17 protein-coding genes are annotated in these 16,139 nt (G+C 72.8%); 12 read left to right on the top strand and 5 right to left on the bottom strand.

What is annotated here, in order from left to right; translation table 11 throughout:
* Window positions 1–56 precede the first annotated feature (56 nt).
* Window positions 57–914, top strand: a complete 858-nt coding sequence (truA, locus tag JS756_RS08930) for a tRNA pseudouridine(38-40) synthase TruA (RefSeq protein WP_205382458.1) — start codon at window positions 57–59, stop codon at window positions 912–914.
* 190 nt (window positions 915–1,104) lie between these two features.
* On the opposite strand, the gene JS756_RS08935 is transcribed toward truA, so the two are convergent.
* Window positions 1,105–1,983 carry a hypothetical protein gene (locus JS756_RS08935; RefSeq protein ID WP_205382459.1) on the bottom strand — a complete coding sequence of 293 codons (879 nt, stop codon included), beginning with the start codon at window positions 1,981–1,983 and terminating at the stop codon, window positions 1,105–1,107.
* A 347-nt stretch (window positions 1,984–2,330) separates the two neighbouring features.
* Between JS756_RS08935 and rplM the strand changes: the two genes are divergently transcribed.
* The 4 genes from rplM (at window position 2,331) to JS756_RS08955 (ending at window position 5,600) form a co-directional block, all read left to right on the top strand.
* Complete coding sequence (gene rplM / locus JS756_RS08940) at window positions 2,331–2,774, top strand: 50S ribosomal protein L13 (protein ID WP_205382460.1); 444 nt, start codon at window positions 2,331–2,333, stop codon at window positions 2,772–2,774.
* 42 nt (window positions 2,775–2,816) lie between these two features.
* A complete protein-coding gene (gene rpsI, locus JS756_RS08945; protein ID WP_205382461.1) occupies window positions 2,817–3,329 on the top strand; it encodes a 30S ribosomal protein S9 in 513 nt (170 codons plus the stop codon).
* Between the two features lie 265 nt (window positions 3,330–3,594).
* On the top strand, window positions 3,595–4,953 hold the full coding sequence (gene glmM, locus JS756_RS08950) for a phosphoglucosamine mutase (protein WP_205382462.1): 1,359 nt from the start codon (window positions 3,595–3,597) through the stop codon (window positions 4,951–4,953).
* A gap of 188 nt (window positions 4,954–5,141) precedes the next feature.
* Complete coding sequence (locus JS756_RS08955; RefSeq protein WP_205382463.1) at window positions 5,142–5,600, top strand: hypothetical protein; 459 nt, start codon at window positions 5,142–5,144, stop codon at window positions 5,598–5,600.
* Window positions 5,601–5,757: 157 nt separating this feature from the next.
* On the opposite strand, the gene JS756_RS08960 is transcribed toward JS756_RS08955, so the two are convergent.
* Both JS756_RS08960 and coaA read right to left on the bottom strand, forming a co-directional pair.
* Window positions 5,758–6,717 carry a DUF389 domain-containing protein gene (locus JS756_RS08960; RefSeq protein ID WP_205382464.1) on the bottom strand — a complete coding sequence of 320 codons (960 nt, stop codon included), beginning with the start codon at window positions 6,715–6,717 and terminating at the stop codon, window positions 5,758–5,760.
* 25 nt (window positions 6,718–6,742) lie between these two features.
* Window positions 6,743–7,711, bottom strand: a complete 969-nt coding sequence (coaA, locus tag JS756_RS08965) for a type I pantothenate kinase (RefSeq protein ID WP_205382652.1) — start codon at window positions 7,709–7,711, stop codon at window positions 6,743–6,745.
* Between the two features lie 224 nt (window positions 7,712–7,935).
* Here coaA and JS756_RS08970 point away from each other — a divergent pair, with 224 nt between their 5' ends.
* The 3 genes from JS756_RS08970 to glmS all read left to right on the top strand — a co-directional run bounded on the left by JS756_RS08970 (window position 7,936) and on the right by glmS (window position 12,174).
* Window positions 7,936–8,766, top strand: a complete 831-nt coding sequence (locus JS756_RS08970; protein WP_205382465.1) for a hypothetical protein — start codon at window positions 7,936–7,938, stop codon at window positions 8,764–8,766.
* A 261-nt stretch (window positions 8,767–9,027) separates the two neighbouring features.
* Window positions 9,028–10,224, top strand: coding sequence for an acyltransferase family protein (locus tag JS756_RS08975; protein ID WP_205382466.1), 1,197 nt, complete (start codon window positions 9,028–9,030; stop codon window positions 10,222–10,224).
* Window positions 10,225–10,326: 102 nt separating this feature from the next.
* Window positions 10,327–12,174, top strand: a complete 1,848-nt coding sequence (gene glmS, locus JS756_RS08980) for a glutamine--fructose-6-phosphate transaminase (isomerizing) (RefSeq protein WP_205382467.1) — start codon at window positions 10,327–10,329, stop codon at window positions 12,172–12,174.
* Here glmS and JS756_RS08985 read toward each other — a convergent pair.
* Both JS756_RS08985 and JS756_RS08990 read right to left on the bottom strand, forming a co-directional pair.
* The gene (locus tag JS756_RS08985; protein WP_205382468.1) at window positions 12,135–12,356 is read right to left on the bottom strand and encodes a DUF397 domain-containing protein; all 222 of its coding nucleotides are present in this window, start codon (window positions 12,354–12,356) and stop codon (window positions 12,135–12,137) included. The genes glmS and JS756_RS08985 overlap by 40 nt on opposite strands.
* A gap of 8 nt (window positions 12,357–12,364) precedes the next feature.
* Entirely contained in the window at window positions 12,365–13,216 is an 852-nt protein-coding gene (locus JS756_RS08990; RefSeq protein ID WP_205382469.1) for a helix-turn-helix domain-containing protein, read from the bottom strand.
* Window positions 13,217–13,442: 226 nt separating this feature from the next.
* Here JS756_RS08990 and JS756_RS08995 point away from each other — a divergent pair, with 226 nt between their 5' ends.
* From JS756_RS08995 to JS756_RS09010, 4 genes are all read left to right on the top strand, one after another.
* Window positions 13,443–13,853, top strand: coding sequence for an ATP-binding protein (locus tag JS756_RS08995; protein WP_205382470.1), 411 nt, complete (start codon window positions 13,443–13,445; stop codon window positions 13,851–13,853).
* A 61-nt stretch (window positions 13,854–13,914) separates the two neighbouring features.
* Window positions 13,915–14,286 (top strand): holo-ACP synthase, encoded by a 372-nt coding sequence (locus JS756_RS09000; RefSeq protein ID WP_205382471.1) that lies wholly within the window; start codon window positions 13,915–13,917, stop codon window positions 14,284–14,286.
* 81 nt (window positions 14,287–14,367) lie between these two features.
* Window positions 14,368–15,804, top strand: a complete 1,437-nt coding sequence (locus tag JS756_RS09005) for an NAD(P)H-hydrate dehydratase (RefSeq protein WP_205382472.1) — start codon at window positions 14,368–14,370, stop codon at window positions 15,802–15,804.
* Between the two features lie 159 nt (window positions 15,805–15,963).
* A complete protein-coding gene (locus tag JS756_RS09010; protein WP_205382473.1) occupies window positions 15,964–16,125 on the top strand; it encodes a hypothetical protein in 162 nt (53 codons plus the stop codon).
* Window positions 16,126–16,139 lie beyond the last annotated feature (14 nt).

The raw sequence follows: 16,139 nt of genomic DNA on the forward strand, positions 1-16,139 counted from the left end.
AGCGGGTCCGCCCCTTCCGGGCGGGCCCGCTTTCGCGTACCTGAGAGGATTCCGGTGTGAGTGACGAAGTACAGCCCGGGCATGTCCGCATCCGCCTCGACCTGGCCTACGACGGCACCGCCTTCCACGGCTGGGCCAAGCAGGCCGGCGGGAAGCGGACCGTGCAGGGCGAGATCGAGGACGCACTGCGCACGGTGACCCGGTCCCCGCAGACGTACGAGCTGACGGTCGCCGGGCGGACCGACGCCGGGGTGCACGCGCGGGGCCAGGTGGCGCACGTCGATCTGCCGCGCGACGTGTGGGCCGAGCACAAGGAGAAACTGCTCAAGCGGCTCGCCGGGCGGCTGGACCGGGACGTGCGGGTGTGGGCGCTGCGCGAGGCGCCGGGCGGCTTCGACGCCCGGTTCTCGGCGATCTGGCGCCGCTACGCCTACCGGGTCACCGACAACCCGGGGGGCGTGGATCCGCTGCTGCGCAACCACGTGCTGTGGCACGACTGGCCGCTCGACGTGGACGCCATGAACGAGGCGGCCCGGCACCTGCTCGGCGAGCACGACTTCGCCGCGTACTGCAAGAAGCGGGAAGGCGCCACCACCATCCGCACGCTGCAGGAGCTGAGCCTGGAACGCGGAGGCGACGGGATCGTCACGGCGACCGTGCGGGCCGACGCCTTCTGCCACAACATGGTCCGCTCGCTGATCGGCGCCCTGCTGTTCGTCGGCGACGGGCACCGGGGGCCGGAGTGGCCGGGCAAGGTGCTCGCGGCGGGTGTGCGGGACTCGGCCGTGCACGTCGTACGGCCGCACGGGTTGACGCTGGAGGAGGTCGGCTACCCGGCCGACGGCCTGCTGGCCGCGCGGAGCCGTGAGGCCCGGAACAAGCGGTCGCTGCCGCCGCGCGGGGGCTGCTGCTGAGCGAGCGGTGCGCCGGGCCGTGCGCGGGGTACCGCCCGCGGTCCGCGGCGCCGCGCCGTGCGCGGGGTACCGCCCGCGGTCCGCGGCGCCGCGCCGTGCTCCCGCACGCCGCGGTGCCGGCCGCCGGGCCCGCCTCGCAGCCGGTGCCGGGGCGCGGCGCCGTCGGGCCGCGTGGGCGTCGGTCCCGGCCCTACTGCTGGGCCGCCGCCGACGCCTGGGCCTCGCCACGGCGGCGGATCTGGCGGAAGGCGAAGTCGGCGAGGTCGTCGCCGGTGCCGAAGACCTCGGCGTCCTTCGCCGTCACGTCCTTGCCGCTGGTGAAGCCCGAGAGCGTGAAGTAGGCGTAGCGGCCGTAGGCGTTGGTGGTGGAGCGGCACACGGCGCCGTTGCAGAAGTTCTTCACGCCCTTGCCGGACAGCGCTGTCACGATGCTCTTGGTGTCGGCCTGCTTCTTGGCCTTCAGGGCCTGCGCCTCGGTGTCGAACACGGCCACGCCGACGGTCGACGCGATGCCGTCGACGGTGTAGGTGACGCGTATCAGGCGGGTGCAGCCGTTGGCGGTGAGCACCTTCGGCAGGGTGCCCCCGGCCGCCGTGGCGCACTTCGCGGTGTCGGCCTCCGGGCCCTTCTTGTAGACCGTGGAGCCGACGGTCAGCTGCGTGCCCGGGAAGAGGAGGGCGGGGGAGAGCGGCGCGGTGTCCTTCTGCTTGCTGGAGACGAAGTCCTTCGGGTCCAGCGGCGGCGGCGCGCTGGTCGGTTCGAAGGAGGGCGCGGTGGCCGTCTCGCTGGGCAGGGACGCGGTGGACGGAAGGGCGACCGGGTCGTCGGGGCCCGAGCTGCCGTTCGCGGACACCACGGCCACGGCGACGGCCGCGCCGACGGCCAGTGTGGCGACCACGCCGCCGCCGACGAACAGCATCCGCCGCCGTTTCGCGCGCGCCTCGGACGCCTCGGCGAGTGCCGCCCAGTCCGGTGTGTCGCCGGTGCCCTCGCCGCTCCAGCCCTGCTGGGACTGCGGTTTCCAGGGATCCCACTGGGACTGCTGAGGTCCCCCCTGCCCAAAGCTCATGGGGCGCATCCTAGACCGGCGGCCGGATTCGTCATGCCCGGGCCGGACGACAGCGCCGGCCGCGCGGCACCGAGGGTGCGGCCCTGCCGTCCGCCCGGGGCGGCGAACGGGCCGGCGCCGTGCGTGGTGAGGGGCCGTTTTGACCCCTCAGGGGTGCCCCGGTATTCTGCTTGTTCGTTGTGTATTGGCTTGCTCATTCTCACGGGACGGGCCCTTACACCGGTCCACCGGGCCGATGACCAGCGATCCCACGCTTGCGGTATGCGTCGCCGCCGTGCGATCGAGGCTGTCGTGATCGTTTCGGTGACCTGTTCAGGACCATTCACTCGAAGCGAAGGCTACGAACCGTGCGTACGTACAGCCCCAAGCCCGGCGATGTGACGCGCCAGTGGCACGTCATCGACGCTCAGGACGTCGTCCTGGGTCGTCTCGCCACGACCGCCGCCACCCTTCTGCGGGGCAAGCACAAGCCGATCTACGCGCCGCACGTCGACGCTGGTGACTTCGTCATCATCATCAACGCCGACAAGGTGCACCTCTCCGGCAACAAGCGGACCCAGAAGATGGCGTACCGCCACTCCGGTTACCCGGGCGGTCTGCGCTCCGTCCGCTACGACGAGCTGCTCGAGAAGAACCCCGAGAAGGCCGTCGAGAAGGCCGTCAAGGGCATGCTCCCCAAGAACTCCCTGGGCCGTCAGATGCTCTCGAAGCTGAAGGTCTACAAGGGTGACCAGCACCCGCACGCTGCGCAGCAGCCGGTGCCGTTCGAGATCACCCAGGTCGCGCAGTAAGTCCGGCCACCCCCTAAGACTGAAGAGAATCTGAGGAGAATCGTGGCCGAGACCACTGCCGAGCAGCCGCTCGAAGAGCTTGACATCGACAGCTACACCACCGAGTCCGAGGTCCCCGTCGAGGGTGAGTACACCTCGGAGTCCCTCGCCTCCGCCTTCGGTGAGCCCCAGCCGGCCGCCGGCCTGGGCCGCCGCAAGGAGGCCATCGCCCGTGTCCGGATCGTTCCGGGCACCGGCAAGTGGAAGATCAACGGTCGCACCCTCGAGGAGTACTTCCCGAACAAGGTGCACCAGCAGGAAGTGAACGAGCCCTTCAAGGTGCTCGAGCTCGAAGGCCGCTACGACGTCGTCGCCCGCATCTCCGGCGGCGGTGTCTCCGGCCAGGCCGGCGCGCTGCGTCTCGGTGTCGCCCGCGCCCTGAACGAGGCGGACGTGGACAACAACCGCGGCCCGCTGAAGAAGGCCGGCTTCCTGAAGCGCGACGACCGTGCGGTCGAGCGCAAGAAGGCCGGTCTGAAGAAGGCCCGCAAGGCTCCGCAGTACAGCAAGCGCTAAAGCTTCGCTGCCTGCTCGTACGTTCTCGGGGATCCGGAGCCGACACCTCGTATCCTGATTCCCCTGCGTACTCCGAACGCCCCGGCGGCACGCCAGTGTGCCGCCGGGGCGTTCGTGTATCACCGCCTTCGGGCGTATAACGGCACAAGATGTTGAGCTGCTTGTGTGATCGGATCTCCGGGCCGTGCAGGCCCGGAACGGGACCCCTGTGCACGGGCCGCACCCGCACGGGCGACCGTGACTGACGCTTCCTGTAGGAGGACACGTGGGACGACTCTTCGGCACGGACGGCGTGCGCGGTGTCGCCAACGCGGATCTGACGGCCGAGATGGCACTCGGACTGTCCGTCGCGGCGGCACACGTACTGGCCGAGGCGGGCACTTTCGAGGGCCACAGGCCGACCGCCGTGGTCGGACGGGACCCGCGTGCGTCCGGGGAGTTCCTGGAGGCAGCCGTGGTCGCGGGCCTGGCGAGCGCGGGCGTGGACGTCCTGCGGGTCGGCGTGCTGCCGACGCCCGCGGTGGCCTACCTGACCGGCGTGCTCGGCGCGGACCTCGGCGTCATGCTCTCCGCCAGCCACAACGCGATGCCCGACAACGGCGTCAAGTTCTTCGCCCGCGGCGGCCACAAGCTCGCCGACGAGCTGGAGGACCGGATCGAGTCCGTGTACGAGGAGCACCGCCGCGGCGAGCCGTGGGAGCGCCCGACCGGCGCCGGCGTGGGACGCGTACGCGACTACACCGAGGGCTTCGACCGGTACGTCGCCCACCTCGTCGGTGTCCTGCCGAACCGCCTCGACGGACTGAAGATCGTCCTCGACGAGGCGCACGGCGCCGCCGCCCGCGTCTCCCCGGAGGCGTTCTCGCGGGCCGGCGCCGAGATCATCACGATCGGTGCGGAGCCGGACGGGCTCAACATCAACGACGGCTGCGGATCGACCCACCTCGGCCAGCTGAAGGCCGCGGTCGTCGCGCACGGCGCCCACCTCGGCATCGCCCACGACGGCGACGCCGACCGCTGCCTCGCCGTGGACCACACCGGCGAGGAGATCGACGGCGACCAGATCCTCGCCGTACTCGCGCTGGCGATGCGGGAGCGGTCCGTCCTGCGGGCCGGAACCGTCGTCGCGACCGTCATGTCCAACCTCGGCTTCAAGCTCGCCCTGGAGCGGGAGGGCCTGAAGCTCGTCCAGACCGGGGTCGGCGACCGGTACGTGCTGGAGGAGATGAAGCAGCACGGCTACGCCCTCGGCGGTGAGCAGTCCGGGCACGTCATCATCCTGGACCACGCCACGACCGGCGACGGCACCCTCACCGGCCTCATGCTCGCGGCGCGGGTCGCGCAGACCGGACGGACGCTGCGGGAGCTGGCGTCCGTGATGGAGCGGCTGCCGCAGGTGCTGATCAACGTCCCCGACGTGGACAAGGCGCGGGTCGGCGAGTCGGCCGACGTGGCCGCCGCCGTCGCCGAGGCGGAGCGGGAGCTGGGCGCGACCGGCCGGGTGCTGCTGCGCCCCTCCGGCACGGAGCCGCTGGTCCGGGTGATGGTGGAGGCCGCCGACATCGACCAGGCCCGGTCGGTGGCCGGGCAGCTGGCCGACGCGGTGAAGTCGGCGCTCGGCTGATCCACGTCCGCAGGCCGGCACTCGGCCGCCGCACGCTCGTACCGCACGGCGCCGTCGCGCCCCCCAGAGGGGCGGGCGGCGCCGTGCGTGCTGTGGACGCGACCCGCCCGTGATCACCGGGAGACCTGCGGGCACTAGTGTCCCCGGCATCGGCCGAGGCGGAGGACGCCAGCGGGGAGCATCGGGACATGAGTGCAGGCAGGCGCGTGACGGCGCTGATGGTGGCGGCGGTGTGGGCCGGGACGTGCGGTACGGCCGCGGCCGCCGGCGGGAGCGGTGCGGATCTGATCCGTGACGAGGGCGTCCGGGGCGCCGCCGCCGTGGCCGAACAGGCACGGGTCCAGGGCCTGGTGGCGTGGCGGGCCGAGCAGACGGCGGCCTTCGAGGCTGCGGTGCGGCAGGCCGAGCAGGAGGCGGAGCGCGCTCTGCGCGCGGCCCGTTCGGCCGCGTCGCCGGACTCGCGGGGCACCACCGTGGCGGCGTCCGGGTCCGCGGGGCGGGACTGGGCCGCCGAGATCGCCGAGGCGCTCCGGACCCCGGCACCGCGCCCGAAGTCCGAGCCCACGGTGGATCCCGAGCACCAGCAGTTCGTGGAGGACTCCTTCACGCACGCGGTCAAGGACCTCACCTACAGCCCCGCCCCCTGACCGCTCGGCGTCGCGGCGGACGGCGTGGAGTGGATCCGAGCGCCCCGCTCCAAGTGCCGCGGTACGGCGTCGGTCGACCGTGGCGCTGTCAGGTCGCGCGGTTCCCCGCGCTCCCTCGGGGCGCCGCCGCAACCGCGGTGGACTTCGCCCGGCCTGCTCAGGACGCCTGCCGCTGGGCGCGTCCGGCTGCCGCCCGGCGTCCGCGGCGGGACCACAGCCACTTCTGCGCCAGCAGCGTGAGGGTGCCCGCGAGCACGATGCCGCCGAGGTTGGCCAGCAGTTGGGCCGCCGAACCGTAGGTCTGGCCGAGGTCGCCGTAGCTCAGTGCCACGGCGGCGTTGCCGGCCGCGGGGACGGTCGTCACCGAGATCGCCACGCCGATCAGCGCACTGGACTTCGCCGAGGTGAGGGACAGCGTTCCCGCGACGCCCGCGAGGAAGGCCACGACGAAGGACATCCGGTCGGGCTTCCAGATGAACGCCGTGTTCGAGCGCGGCCGTTCCAGCATGATCTCCCGGAACAGCCCGGCCGCGTCCATGAGCACGCTGAACAGCACCGTCAGCGCGATCGCCAGGGCGAACCCGGCGAGCAGCGCGTACAGGGAGCGTCCCGCGAGGCGCGGGGCGCGTTGCACCACGGCGGTGCAGATGCCCGCGAGCGGTCCGAACTCCGGGCCGACGGCCATGGCGCCGACGATCAGGATGGCGTTGTCGAGCATCACACCGCAGGCGGCGAGCATCACCGCCAGCGTGAGGAAGGCGACGTAGGTGATGCTGAAGGTCGACTCCTCGTGGGTGACCTCCGTCAGCTGCTCCCACACCACCGCGTCCGCGCCCTCGCCGGGTGCCTCGTGCTCGGCCTGCTCGGCCCGTTGGGACAGCTCCAGGTCGACGGTCTCCACGGCGATGGAGCCGCACTCGTGGATGCCGAGCGCACGCAGTTCCCGCAGCACCTCGTCGCCCGCCTCGCGCACGACGTCGCACAGGATCACGTCGCCCGCCGGATCGCGGGCGGCGCCGGTCAGCACGGCCAGGTTGGTGGTGCCGACGCTGTTCTCCAGCAGGGTCACCACCGCCTCGGTGCGGTCCGCGGGGGTGATCAGGCGCAGGTGCAGCATGAGCCCGTTGTAGCAGGGCCGGTGGTCAGAGCTTGCGCAGGCTCAGTCGCTGCACCTTGTGGTCGGCGCCCTTGCGCAGCACCAGCGTGGCCCGGCCGCGGGTGGGGGCGATGTTCTCCACCAGGTTCGGCTTGTTGATGGTCCGCCACATGGTGCGGGCGTAGTCGAGGGCTTCCTCCTCGGAGACCTGCGTGTACCTGCGGAAGTACGACGACGGGTTCTGGAACGCGGTCTCGCGCAGCCTGCGGAACCGGTTGAGGTACCAGCGCTCGATGTCCTCGGCGCGGGCGTCGACGTACACGCTGAAGTCGAAGTAGTCGGCGAGCCCGACCCGGGTCCGGCCGTCCTTGCCGGGCAGGGCGGGCTGAAGGACGTTCAGGCCCTCGACGATGAGGATGTCGGGGCGGCGCACGGAGAGCTTCTCGCCCGGGACGATGTCGTAGATGAGGTGGGAGTAGACGGGTGCGGTCACCTCGTCCTTGCCGGCCTTGATGTCGGCGACGAAGCGGGTCAGGGCGCGGCGGTCGTAGGACTCGGGGAAGCCCTTGCGGGACATCAGGCCGCGCGTCCGGAGTTCCTCGGTGGGCAGCAGGAAGCCGTCCGTCGTGACCAGTTCGACCCGCGGGTGCTCGGGCCAGCGGGAGAGCAGCGCCTGGAGCAGGCGGGCGACGGTGGACTTGCCGACGGCGACGGATCCGGCGACCCCTATCACGAACGGGGTCCCGGACTGGGAGCCCTGCTCCCCGAGGAAGGTGTTCAGCGCCCCGCGCAGGCCGTCGGTGGCGCCGACGTAGAGGTTGAGCAGCCGGGACAGCGGGAGGTAGATGTCCCGCACCTCGTCGAGGTCGATGACGTCGCCCAGGCCGCGCAGCTTCTCCACCTCCTCCGCGCTCAGCGGCAGCGGCGTCTTGTCGCGCAGGGCGCTCCACTCGGCACGGGTGAGGTCGACGTAGGGAGTCGCCTCCGGCCGCTGCCGGTGGGCGCTCCGGGGCATCGAGGAGACCGGAGAGATCACAGTCCATTGTTATCGGACTTCGCACGGCCGGCAGGGTGGGGTCCGTCACGTGCCGGTCCCCGGCGGTGGTTGGCGTGTCACGGTCACATCACGAGCCGATACCAGGTCCAGACCTGCTGATCATGTGCGTCCTCGCCGTGCGTAAAGTGCGGGCAAAGCCCCGGCGAGTGTGCGCCGCGGGCGCGACAGGAAGAGCCCTACCTGTGAGATCCACCGCCGTGCGCCGCACCGCTCTCGCCGCCTCCGCCGCCGCCCTCGCCCTGCTGGCCGCTGCCTGTGGCGGCTCCTCGGACGACGCCGGCACGTCCGGCGACGGCAAGACCGCCGGGGCCGGCGCGTCCGCCTCCGCCTCCGCCGCAGCTTCCGCCTCCGCTTCCACCGCTCCCGCGGCCACCGCCGCCGCGAAGGCGCTCACCGCGGCCGAGCTGCAGAAGGCCGCGCTGACGCAGGCGGACGTCAAGAGCGGCACGATCATGGAGAAGCTGCCGGCGCAGGACCAGGTGGCCCAGGACAAGGTGAAGGCCGCCAAGGCGGAGTGCGCGCCGCTGGCCCAGCTCCAGGCCGGTACCTTCGTCGGCAAGCCCGCGGCCACCGTCGCGCGCAAGTGGATCGGCGACCCGAAGAAGCCCGCCGCGGGTGCGAGCGAGGAGGAGAAGTTCCTCTCCGGTCTCGACAAGTCGATGGTCGTGCTGACGCTGGCGTCCTACGCCGACGGCGGTGCCGAGAAGGCGATGAAGGAGCTGACCACGGCCGCGACCCAGTGCGCCGGCGGCTTCGAGTTCTCCGTCGGCGGCGCCGCGACGAAGGACGTCAAGGTGGTCGAGACCGACGCCCCCCAGGGTGCCGACGAGGCCCTGGCCGTGACCATGACCATGGACGCGGAGGGCACGCGCGCCCCGGTCAAGGGCGTCGTCGTCCGCAAGGGCGCCACCCTCGCCTACCTCCCCGCCGTGAACATGGCCGCCGCGGCCACCGGTGACGACTTCGACTTCCCCGTGGAGCTCGTCCAGGCGCAGCTCGCCAAGCTCGGCTGACCCGCCGCCGTTCCCGCCGGGTCGTCGTCGCCCGGCGGGAGCCGCGCCGGATCCTCGTCGTCCGGGGGGAGTCCCGCCGGGCGACTGCGCAGCTGGTGGGGGTCCGGCGCCGGGTGGGTGACCGTCCGGTGCCGGTTCTGTGCGGAGTCCCGACACGCCGGGCCTCGGGAAGGCGCCGGGGCGGTCGGGGATGCGAGCCTGCCGTTCGTACGAGCGGGTCGCCGGCCTGCACCGCACGAGGCGACGACGGACGGTGAGCGAATGAGCCACGCGGACACCACGGAACTCCTCGACGCGCCCACGGGCGGAAGAGGCGGGGACGGGGGCGCCGCGCGGGCGGTCCTGCCGGCCCCGGCCCCCGCACCGGCCGTCGGCCGGACGAGCGGGCAGCGGCTGGCGGCGCTGGACGGACTGCGCTTCGCCGCGGCCCTGTCCGTGGCGCTCTTCCACTTCATCGGCCAGAAGCCGTCCACCGTGGTGCGGATCTGGGGCAGGCCCTATCAGGACGTCTTCCCCGAGGCGCACGCCTACTTCGCCTACGGCCGTCTCGGTGTCGACCTGTTCTTCCTGATCAGCGGGTTCGTCATCTGCATGAGCGCGTGGGGTCGCACCCCGCGGGCCTTCTTCGTCTCCCGTGTGACCCGGCTCTATCCGATGTACTGGATCGCGATCGGGGTCTCGGCGTGCGTCGTCTACACCCTCGGCTTCCCTTTCGTGCGCCGCCCGGTGTGGGACCTGCTCGCCAACCTCACGATGCTTCAGAAACCGCTGGGCGCGGGCAATCTCGACCCGGTGTACTGGACGCTCTGGCCGGAGCTGTGCTTCTACCTCGCCTTCGCGGTCCTGGTGTGGAAGGGGCTCACGCACCGGCGCGTGGTGGTCTTCTGCGGGATGTGGACGGTCGCCGTGGCGCTGGCCCGCGCCTCCGACATCCCGCTGCTCCCGCTCCTGGTCAACCCGCCTTCCGCGCCCTACTTCATCGCGGGCATGGCCTTCTACCTCATGCACCGGTTCCACCCCACACCGCTGCTCTGGGGCATCGTCGGGATGTCCTGGCTGCTGGCCCTGCACTTCCTGCTGGCCCCGGACGGAGGCCGCAACAGCTGGGCGGCCTGGGCTCCCTGGCGCGGCTGGCTGATCCTCCTGGTCACGGTGTTCTTCCTGCTGGTCGGCGCGATCGCGCTCGGCTGGACCAGCCGGATCCGCTCACGGTGGCTGACCGTCGCCGGGACGCTGACCTTCCCGCTGTACCTGCTGCACGACGTCGTCGGCGTGGCCGTCCTGCACCACTACCGCGACCGGGTCGCCCCCTGGACGCTGGTCGCGGTCACCATCGGCGGACTCGTCGTGCTCTCCTACCTCGCCCACCGTTTCGTGGAGCGCCCCCTGGCCACCCGGATGCGGCGCTGGTTGACGTCCGCCGACTTCGGTCTCTCCGCACCGACCCGGCGCCCCTGACGCGAAACAGGCTTCGCGGGGCGTTCGTACCCTCGTGGGAATTTCCGAATCCGGGCACGCAAGCGGGGTTTCGGGTGGGTGACGGGCCGTAGGCTGCCCGCCATGTGCGGAATCGTGGGATACGTGGGGGCGCAGTCGGCGCTCGATGTCGTGATGGCCGGACTGAGGCGGCTGGAGTACCGGGGATACGACTCGGCCGGCGTCGCCGTGCTCGCGGACGGCGGGCTGGCGGCCGCCCGGAAGGCCGGAAAGCTCGTCAACCTGGAGAAGGAGCTCGTCGACCGGCCGCTGCCGACGGGCACGACCGGGATCGGGCACACCCGCTGGGCCACCCACGGCAGTCCGACCGACGCCAACGCCCACCCCCACCTGGACAACGCGGGCCGGGTGGCCGTCGTCCACAACGGCATCATCGAGAACTTCGCGGTCCTGCGGGCCGAACTCGCCGAGCGGGGCCACGAACTGACCTCGGAGACGGACACCGAGGTGGTGGCGCACCTGCTGGCCGAGGAGTTCTCGGCGACCGCCGACCTCGCCGCGGCGATGCGGCTGGTGTGCCGGCGGCTGGAGGGCGCCTTCACGCTGGTCGCGGTGCACGCCGACGAGCCGGACGTGGTCGTGGGAGCCCGCCGCAACTCACCGCTCGTGGTCGGTGTCGGCGACGGCGAGGCCTTCCTCGCCTCCGACGTCGCCGCCTTCATCGAGCACACCCGCTCCGCGGTCGAGCTGGGCCAGGACCAGGTCGTGGAGCTGCGCCGGGAGAGCGTGACGGTCAGCGGCTTCGACGGCAGCCCGGCCGAGGTCCGCTCCTACCACGTCGACTGGGACGCCTCGGCCGCCGAGAAGGGCGGCTACGACTACTTCATGCTCAAGGAGATCGCCGAGCAGCCCAAGGCCGTCGCCGACACCCTGCTGGGCCGCATCGACACCTCCGGCTCCCTGACCCTGGACGAGGTCCGCATCTCACCGGCGGCGCTGCGCGAGATCGACAAGGTCGTCATCGTCGCCTGCGGCACCGCCTTCCACGCCGGCCTGATCGCCAAGTACGCCATCGAGCACTGGACGCGGATCCCGTGCGAGGTGGAGCTCGCCAGCGAGTTCCGCTACCGCGACCCCATCCTCGACCCGCAGACCCTCGTCGTCGCCATCTCCCAGTCCGGCGAGACGATGGACACGCTGATGGCCCTGCGGCACGCCCGCGAGCAGGGATCCAAGGTGCTCGCCATCTGCAACACCAACGGCTCGACGATCCCGCGCGAGTCGGACGCGGTGCTGTACACGCACGCGGGCCCCGAGGTCGCCGTCGCGTCGACCAAGGCGTTCCTGACCCAGCTCGTGGCCTGCTATCTGGTCGCCCTCTACCTGGGCCAGGTGCGGGGCACCCAGTGGGGCGACGAGATCCGTGCCGTCATCCGCGACCTCGCGCAGATCTCCGGTGCGGTCGAGCGGGTGCTGGAGACCATGGAACCGGTGCGGGCGCTGGCCCGCTCCCTGGCCGCCAAGAACACCGTCCTCTTCCTCGGCCGGCACGTCGGGCACCCGGTCGCCCTGGAGGGCGCGCTGAAGCTCAAGGAGCTCGCGTACATGCACGCCGAGGGCTTCGCGGCGGGCGAGCTGAAGCACGGGCCGATCGCGCTGATCGAGGAGGACCTGCCCGTCGTGGTGGTCGTGCCGTCACCGCGGGGCCGGTCCGTCCTCCACGACAAGATCGTCTCCAACATCCAGGAGATCCGGGCCCGCGGCGCCCGCACCATCGTGATCGCCGAGGAGGGGGACGAGGCCGTGGTCGCCTACGCCGACCACCTCATCCGTATCCCGGCCACGCCGACGCTGCTGCAGCCCCTGGTGGCGACGGTGCCGCTCCAGGTCTTCGCCTGCGAGCTGGCCACCGCGCGCGGCAACGAGGTGGATCAGCCGCGCAACCTGGCGAAGTCCGTCACGGTGGAGTGAGTCTCCTTCAGGGCTCCCACGAAGCGGGCGAACGCCCCGGCCGGAACGGTGAGAACGGCACCGGCCGGGGATTTCGAGTCGCGGATGGCTATGTGGGCGCCGGACTCGGCTATCTCGACGCAGGCATTGCCTTCTCCTCCGCCGGAGTGGGACGACTTCTTCCATGAGGTGGGGGTGTTCATGCCGGTCCTCACAGCTCCTTCGCCAGCCTGCGGATGAAGTCACGCGAACGGTCCTGTTCGAGTGACGCTGCCCTCACTTTACGGAAAAGCGTTCGAAAGCGACCGAGTTGGGCCTCAGCGTCGACGAACACCGTGCCGTGGGGTCCGTCGCGCACCACGGTGTCCAGCCGGGGGAGGGGGCCTCCCGCGTACACCATGGCGCTCCCGGCCCCGGCGAACCCCTCCTGGGCGAAGGGGATGAGCCGGACGGTGACGTGGTCGGCCTCGGACAACTCCAGGACGCGGGCGAGTTGAGCGCGGGTTGCCTCGCGGCTGCCGACGTTGATGCGCAGTGCTGCTTCGTGGATCACCGTCTCGTACGGAATCGGATCCGTGCGCTCGATGATGACCTTGCGCCTCATGCGGTGTTCCACCCGCCGATCCACCTCCTCCGCCGGGAACTCCGGGTTGACGTAGGAGAAGAGCGCCCGGGCGTACTCCTCGGTCTGGAGGAGTCCCGGGATGTGCAGGAAGTCCGCGTCCCATCGGTAGCTGGAGTGATGCTCCAGCTCGGCCAGATCCAGATAGGGCGTGGGCAGGCGGCCCCGGTACTCCTCCCACCAGCCGCGTGTCCGGTTGCCGGCCATGGCGGCCAGCGCTTCCACCAACTCCTCGTCCGAGCAGGTGTAGTGCGCGGCAATGCGGCAGAGCCGCTCCTCGCTCAGGCCCGCGAGGCCGGCCTCGATCTGGCTCACCTGGGCCGAGTCCGTCCCGAGCAATGCGGCGGCGTCGCGTCCCTTGAGTCCTGCCGCCTCGCGGAGTTTCCGCAACTCGGCACCGAGACGCTGCTGGCGTGCGGTGGGCTGCTGCCTGCGTGGCATGGCTTCCTTCCCGGCCCCAACTTCCCCGAGCCAATGACTCGTTCGAGGGGGAGATTACGGCAACGGCTTGCATGGGACCAAGTTTGGTCCCTACTGTCGGTCACGCAACGCGCACCCTGCGCGTCCCCGGGGCCACCGGAAGCGCACCGCTCCGTCCTGCCGTGACGGCTGCGGCAATGACACCGTCGGCCCGCCCGCCCCCCACCGACACAACGGAGTCACCCGCATGCCCGAGAACGAGCCGTGGGAGTACGCCCTCCACATCCCGAACGACCCGCGCGCCGTCACCGTCTGCCGCCGCACCCTCCGCCTGGTCCTCACGCTGCACGGGCTGATCGGGCTCGTCGACGTCGCCGAACTGCTGGCGGCGGAGCTGGTGTCGAACGCCGTACGCCACACCGCGGGCCCGGCCGCGCTGCGGGTGCGCTGGGCGCCGCCGGGGACGTTGCGCATCGGGGCGTGGGACGCGGACCCCGAGCCACCGGAGCCCCCGGTGCCCTGGGAGGCGGGCGCCTGCGCGGAGGAGGGCCGGGGGCTGGCCCTGGTGCGGGCCTGCTCCGACCTGTGGGGGTGGCAGCCGCTGGCCCGGCACGGCACGCGGGGCAAGTACGTCTGGTGCGAACTCGCGGCGGCCTGAGCCCTTCCGCCCCTGCGTCGTCGTCGCCCCGCTGTTCCACCCCGGCCGTAGGGTGCACGGCATGAGCATCATCGGGGTCGGTATCGACGTGGCCGAGATCGAGCGGTTCGCGGCGTCGCTGGAGCGCACGCCGGGGCTGGCGCGGCGGCTGTTCGTGGACGGCGAGCTGCTGCTTCCCGGCGGGGAACGGCGCGGAGTCGCCTCCCTCGCCGCCCGGTTCGCCGCCAAGGAGGCCCTGGCCAAGGCGCTCGGTGCGCCGGCCGGGCTGCACTGGACCGACGCGGAGGTGTACGTCGAGGACAGCGGGCAGCCCCGTCTGAGGGTGCGTGGCACGGTCGCGGCGCGGGCCGCGGAACTCGGCGTGCGGTCCTGGCACGTGTCCCTCAGCCATGACGCCGGGGTGGCCTCGGCGGTGGTGGTGGCCGAAGGGTAGGAGCCGCCGGGCCGAGGGGGCCGCCCGCGGACGCGCGCGTCCCGGCGCGTCGCGGGCGGGACGTGGGGAAGACTCGGTGCCATGCGGACTGCGTACAGCGTGGAGACGGTAAGGGCGGCCGAACGGGAGCTGATGGCCCGGCTCCCTCAGGGCGCTTTGATGCAGCGGGCCGCCGCCGGGCTCGCCGCCGCGTGTGCCGACCTGCTCGGGCGGGTCTACGGCAGCCGGGTGGTGCTGCTCGTCGGCAGCGGCGACAACGGCGGCGACGCCCTGTACGCCGGTGCCCGGCTCGCCCGCCGCGGCGCCGGGGTCACGGCCGTCCTGCTGAACGCGGGGCGCGCGCACGCCGCCGGGCTGGCCGCCCTGCGCCGGGCCGGCGGCACGGTCACCGGGACCGAGGGCGCCCCGCCGCTCATCGACCGTGCCGACCTCGTCGTCGACGGCATCGTCGGGATCGGCGGCACGGGCGGACTGCGCCCGGAGGCGGTGCCGCTGGCGGACGCCGCCGACCGGTCGCGGGCCGCTGTCGTCGCCGTCGACCTGCCCAGCGGGGTCGACGCCGACACGGGCGAGGTCCACGGCGCGGCGCTGCGGGCCGACCTGACGGTCACCTTCGGCACGCACAAGCCGGGCCTGATGATCGACCCGGCGCGGGACCACGCCGGGTCGGTCCGGCTCGTCGACATCGGCCTGGCGCTGCCCGAGGACGCCGCGTTGGAGGCGCTGCAGCACGCGGACGTGGCCGGGCTGCTGCCGTTGCCGGGGGCGGAGAGCGACAAGTACCGCCGGGGCGTCGTCGGGGTCGCGGCCGGGTCCGTGCGCTATCCGGGCGCCGCCGTCCTCGCCGTCTCGGGGGCGCTGCGGGGCGGCGCCGGCGCCGTGCGGTACGTCGGGCCGGCGGGCGCGGCGGTCATCGCGCGCTTCCCCGAGACCCTCGTCTCCGACCAGGGGCCGAAGGCCGCGGGGCGGGTGCAGGCCTGGGTGGTCGGGCCGGGGGCCGGGGACGACGCGGCCACCGTCGCCGAGGTGCTGACGGCCGACGTCCCCGTCCTGGTCGACGCGGACGGGCTGAGGCTGGCGGAACGGGACACGGTCCGCGCCCGTACGGCGCCGACCCTGATGACCCCGCACGCCGGGGAGGCCGCAGCGCTGCTCGGCGTCGCACGTGAGGAGGTCGAGGGGGCCCGGCTGGCCGCGGCACGGGAGCTGGCGGAACGGTACGGGGCGACGGTGCTGCTGAAGGGGTCGACCACGCTGGTCGCCTCCCCCGGGGGCCCGGAGCCGGTGCGGGTCAACGCCACCGGGACGTCGTGGCTGGCCACGGCCGGCAGCGGGGACGTCCTGTCCGGGCTGGCGGGATCCCTGCTCGCGGCCGGGCTGTCGGCGCGGGACGCGGGCAGCTCGGCCGCCTATCTGCACGGGCTGGCCGGCAGGATCGCCGCCGTGGGGGCGCCGGTGGGCGCGCACGACATCGCCGAGGCGATTCCCCGGGCCTGGCGGGACGTGCGGGACGTGTGACGGACGACCCGGCGGGGGACCGCGCGCGGCGGCCCGGCCCGGGGCCTCCCCGGTGGGGACCGTCCGCGGCGGGCCGCCGCCGCGTGTGGCTGCTCCGGCGGGGTGACCTGCCAGCGTGGCCGCGTCCGGCCCGGCAGGACGGCACGTTTGTCTGACCGCATGATCAGCACACGCGCCGTCCGCCGCCTCGCCGCCTGCGTCCTGGCCGCCGCCCTCCCGTCCACCTGCGTCGCGCACGCCGCCCCCGCCGCGCCGCTCGCCGGCCGCGGTACCGGGGCCCCGCGCGCAGGCGGCCCCCGGGAGCCCGCCGGGGCCCTCTGACACACTGGGGGCGC

Source organism: Streptomyces actuosus (genome assembly GCF_016921115.1).
GTDB lineage: Bacteria > Actinomycetota > Actinomycetes > Streptomycetales > Streptomycetaceae > Streptomyces > Streptomyces actuosus_A.

Bases quoted from the DNA above. Each gene is read 5' to 3' on its own strand.
- JS756_RS08935 (WP_205382459.1), bottom strand. From the start codon at position 1,983: ATGAGCTTTGGGCAGGGGGGACCTCAGCAGTCCCAGTGGGATCCCTGG.
- JS756_RS08955 (WP_205382463.1), top strand. From the start codon at position 5,142: ATGAGTGCAGGCAGGCGCGTGACGGCGCTGATGGTGGCGGCGGTGTGG.
- JS756_RS08960 (WP_205382464.1), bottom strand. From the start codon at position 6,717: ATGCTGCACCTGCGCCTGATCACCCCCGCGGACCGCACCGAGGCGGTG.
- coaA (WP_205382652.1), bottom strand. From the start codon at position 7,711: ATGCCCCGGAGCGCCCACCGGCAGCGGCCGGAGGCGACTCCCTACGTC.
- JS756_RS08975 (WP_205382466.1), top strand. From the start codon at position 9,028: ATGAGCCACGCGGACACCACGGAACTCCTCGACGCGCCCACGGGCGGA.
- glmS (WP_205382467.1), top strand. From the start codon at position 10,327: ATGTGCGGAATCGTGGGATACGTGGGGGCGCAGTCGGCGCTCGATGTC.
- JS756_RS08985 (WP_205382468.1), bottom strand. From the start codon at position 12,356: ATGAACACCCCCACCTCATGGAAGAAGTCGTCCCACTCCGGCGGAGGA.
- JS756_RS08990 (WP_205382469.1), bottom strand. From the start codon at position 13,216: ATGCCACGCAGGCAGCAGCCCACCGCACGCCAGCAGCGTCTCGGTGCC.
- JS756_RS08995 (WP_205382470.1), top strand. From the start codon at position 13,443: ATGCCCGAGAACGAGCCGTGGGAGTACGCCCTCCACATCCCGAACGAC.
- JS756_RS09000 (WP_205382471.1), top strand. From the start codon at position 13,915: ATGAGCATCATCGGGGTCGGTATCGACGTGGCCGAGATCGAGCGGTTC.
- JS756_RS09005 (WP_205382472.1), top strand. From the start codon at position 14,368: ATGCGGACTGCGTACAGCGTGGAGACGGTAAGGGCGGCCGAACGGGAG.
- JS756_RS09010 (WP_205382473.1), top strand. From the start codon at position 15,964: ATGATCAGCACACGCGCCGTCCGCCGCCTCGCCGCCTGCGTCCTGGCC.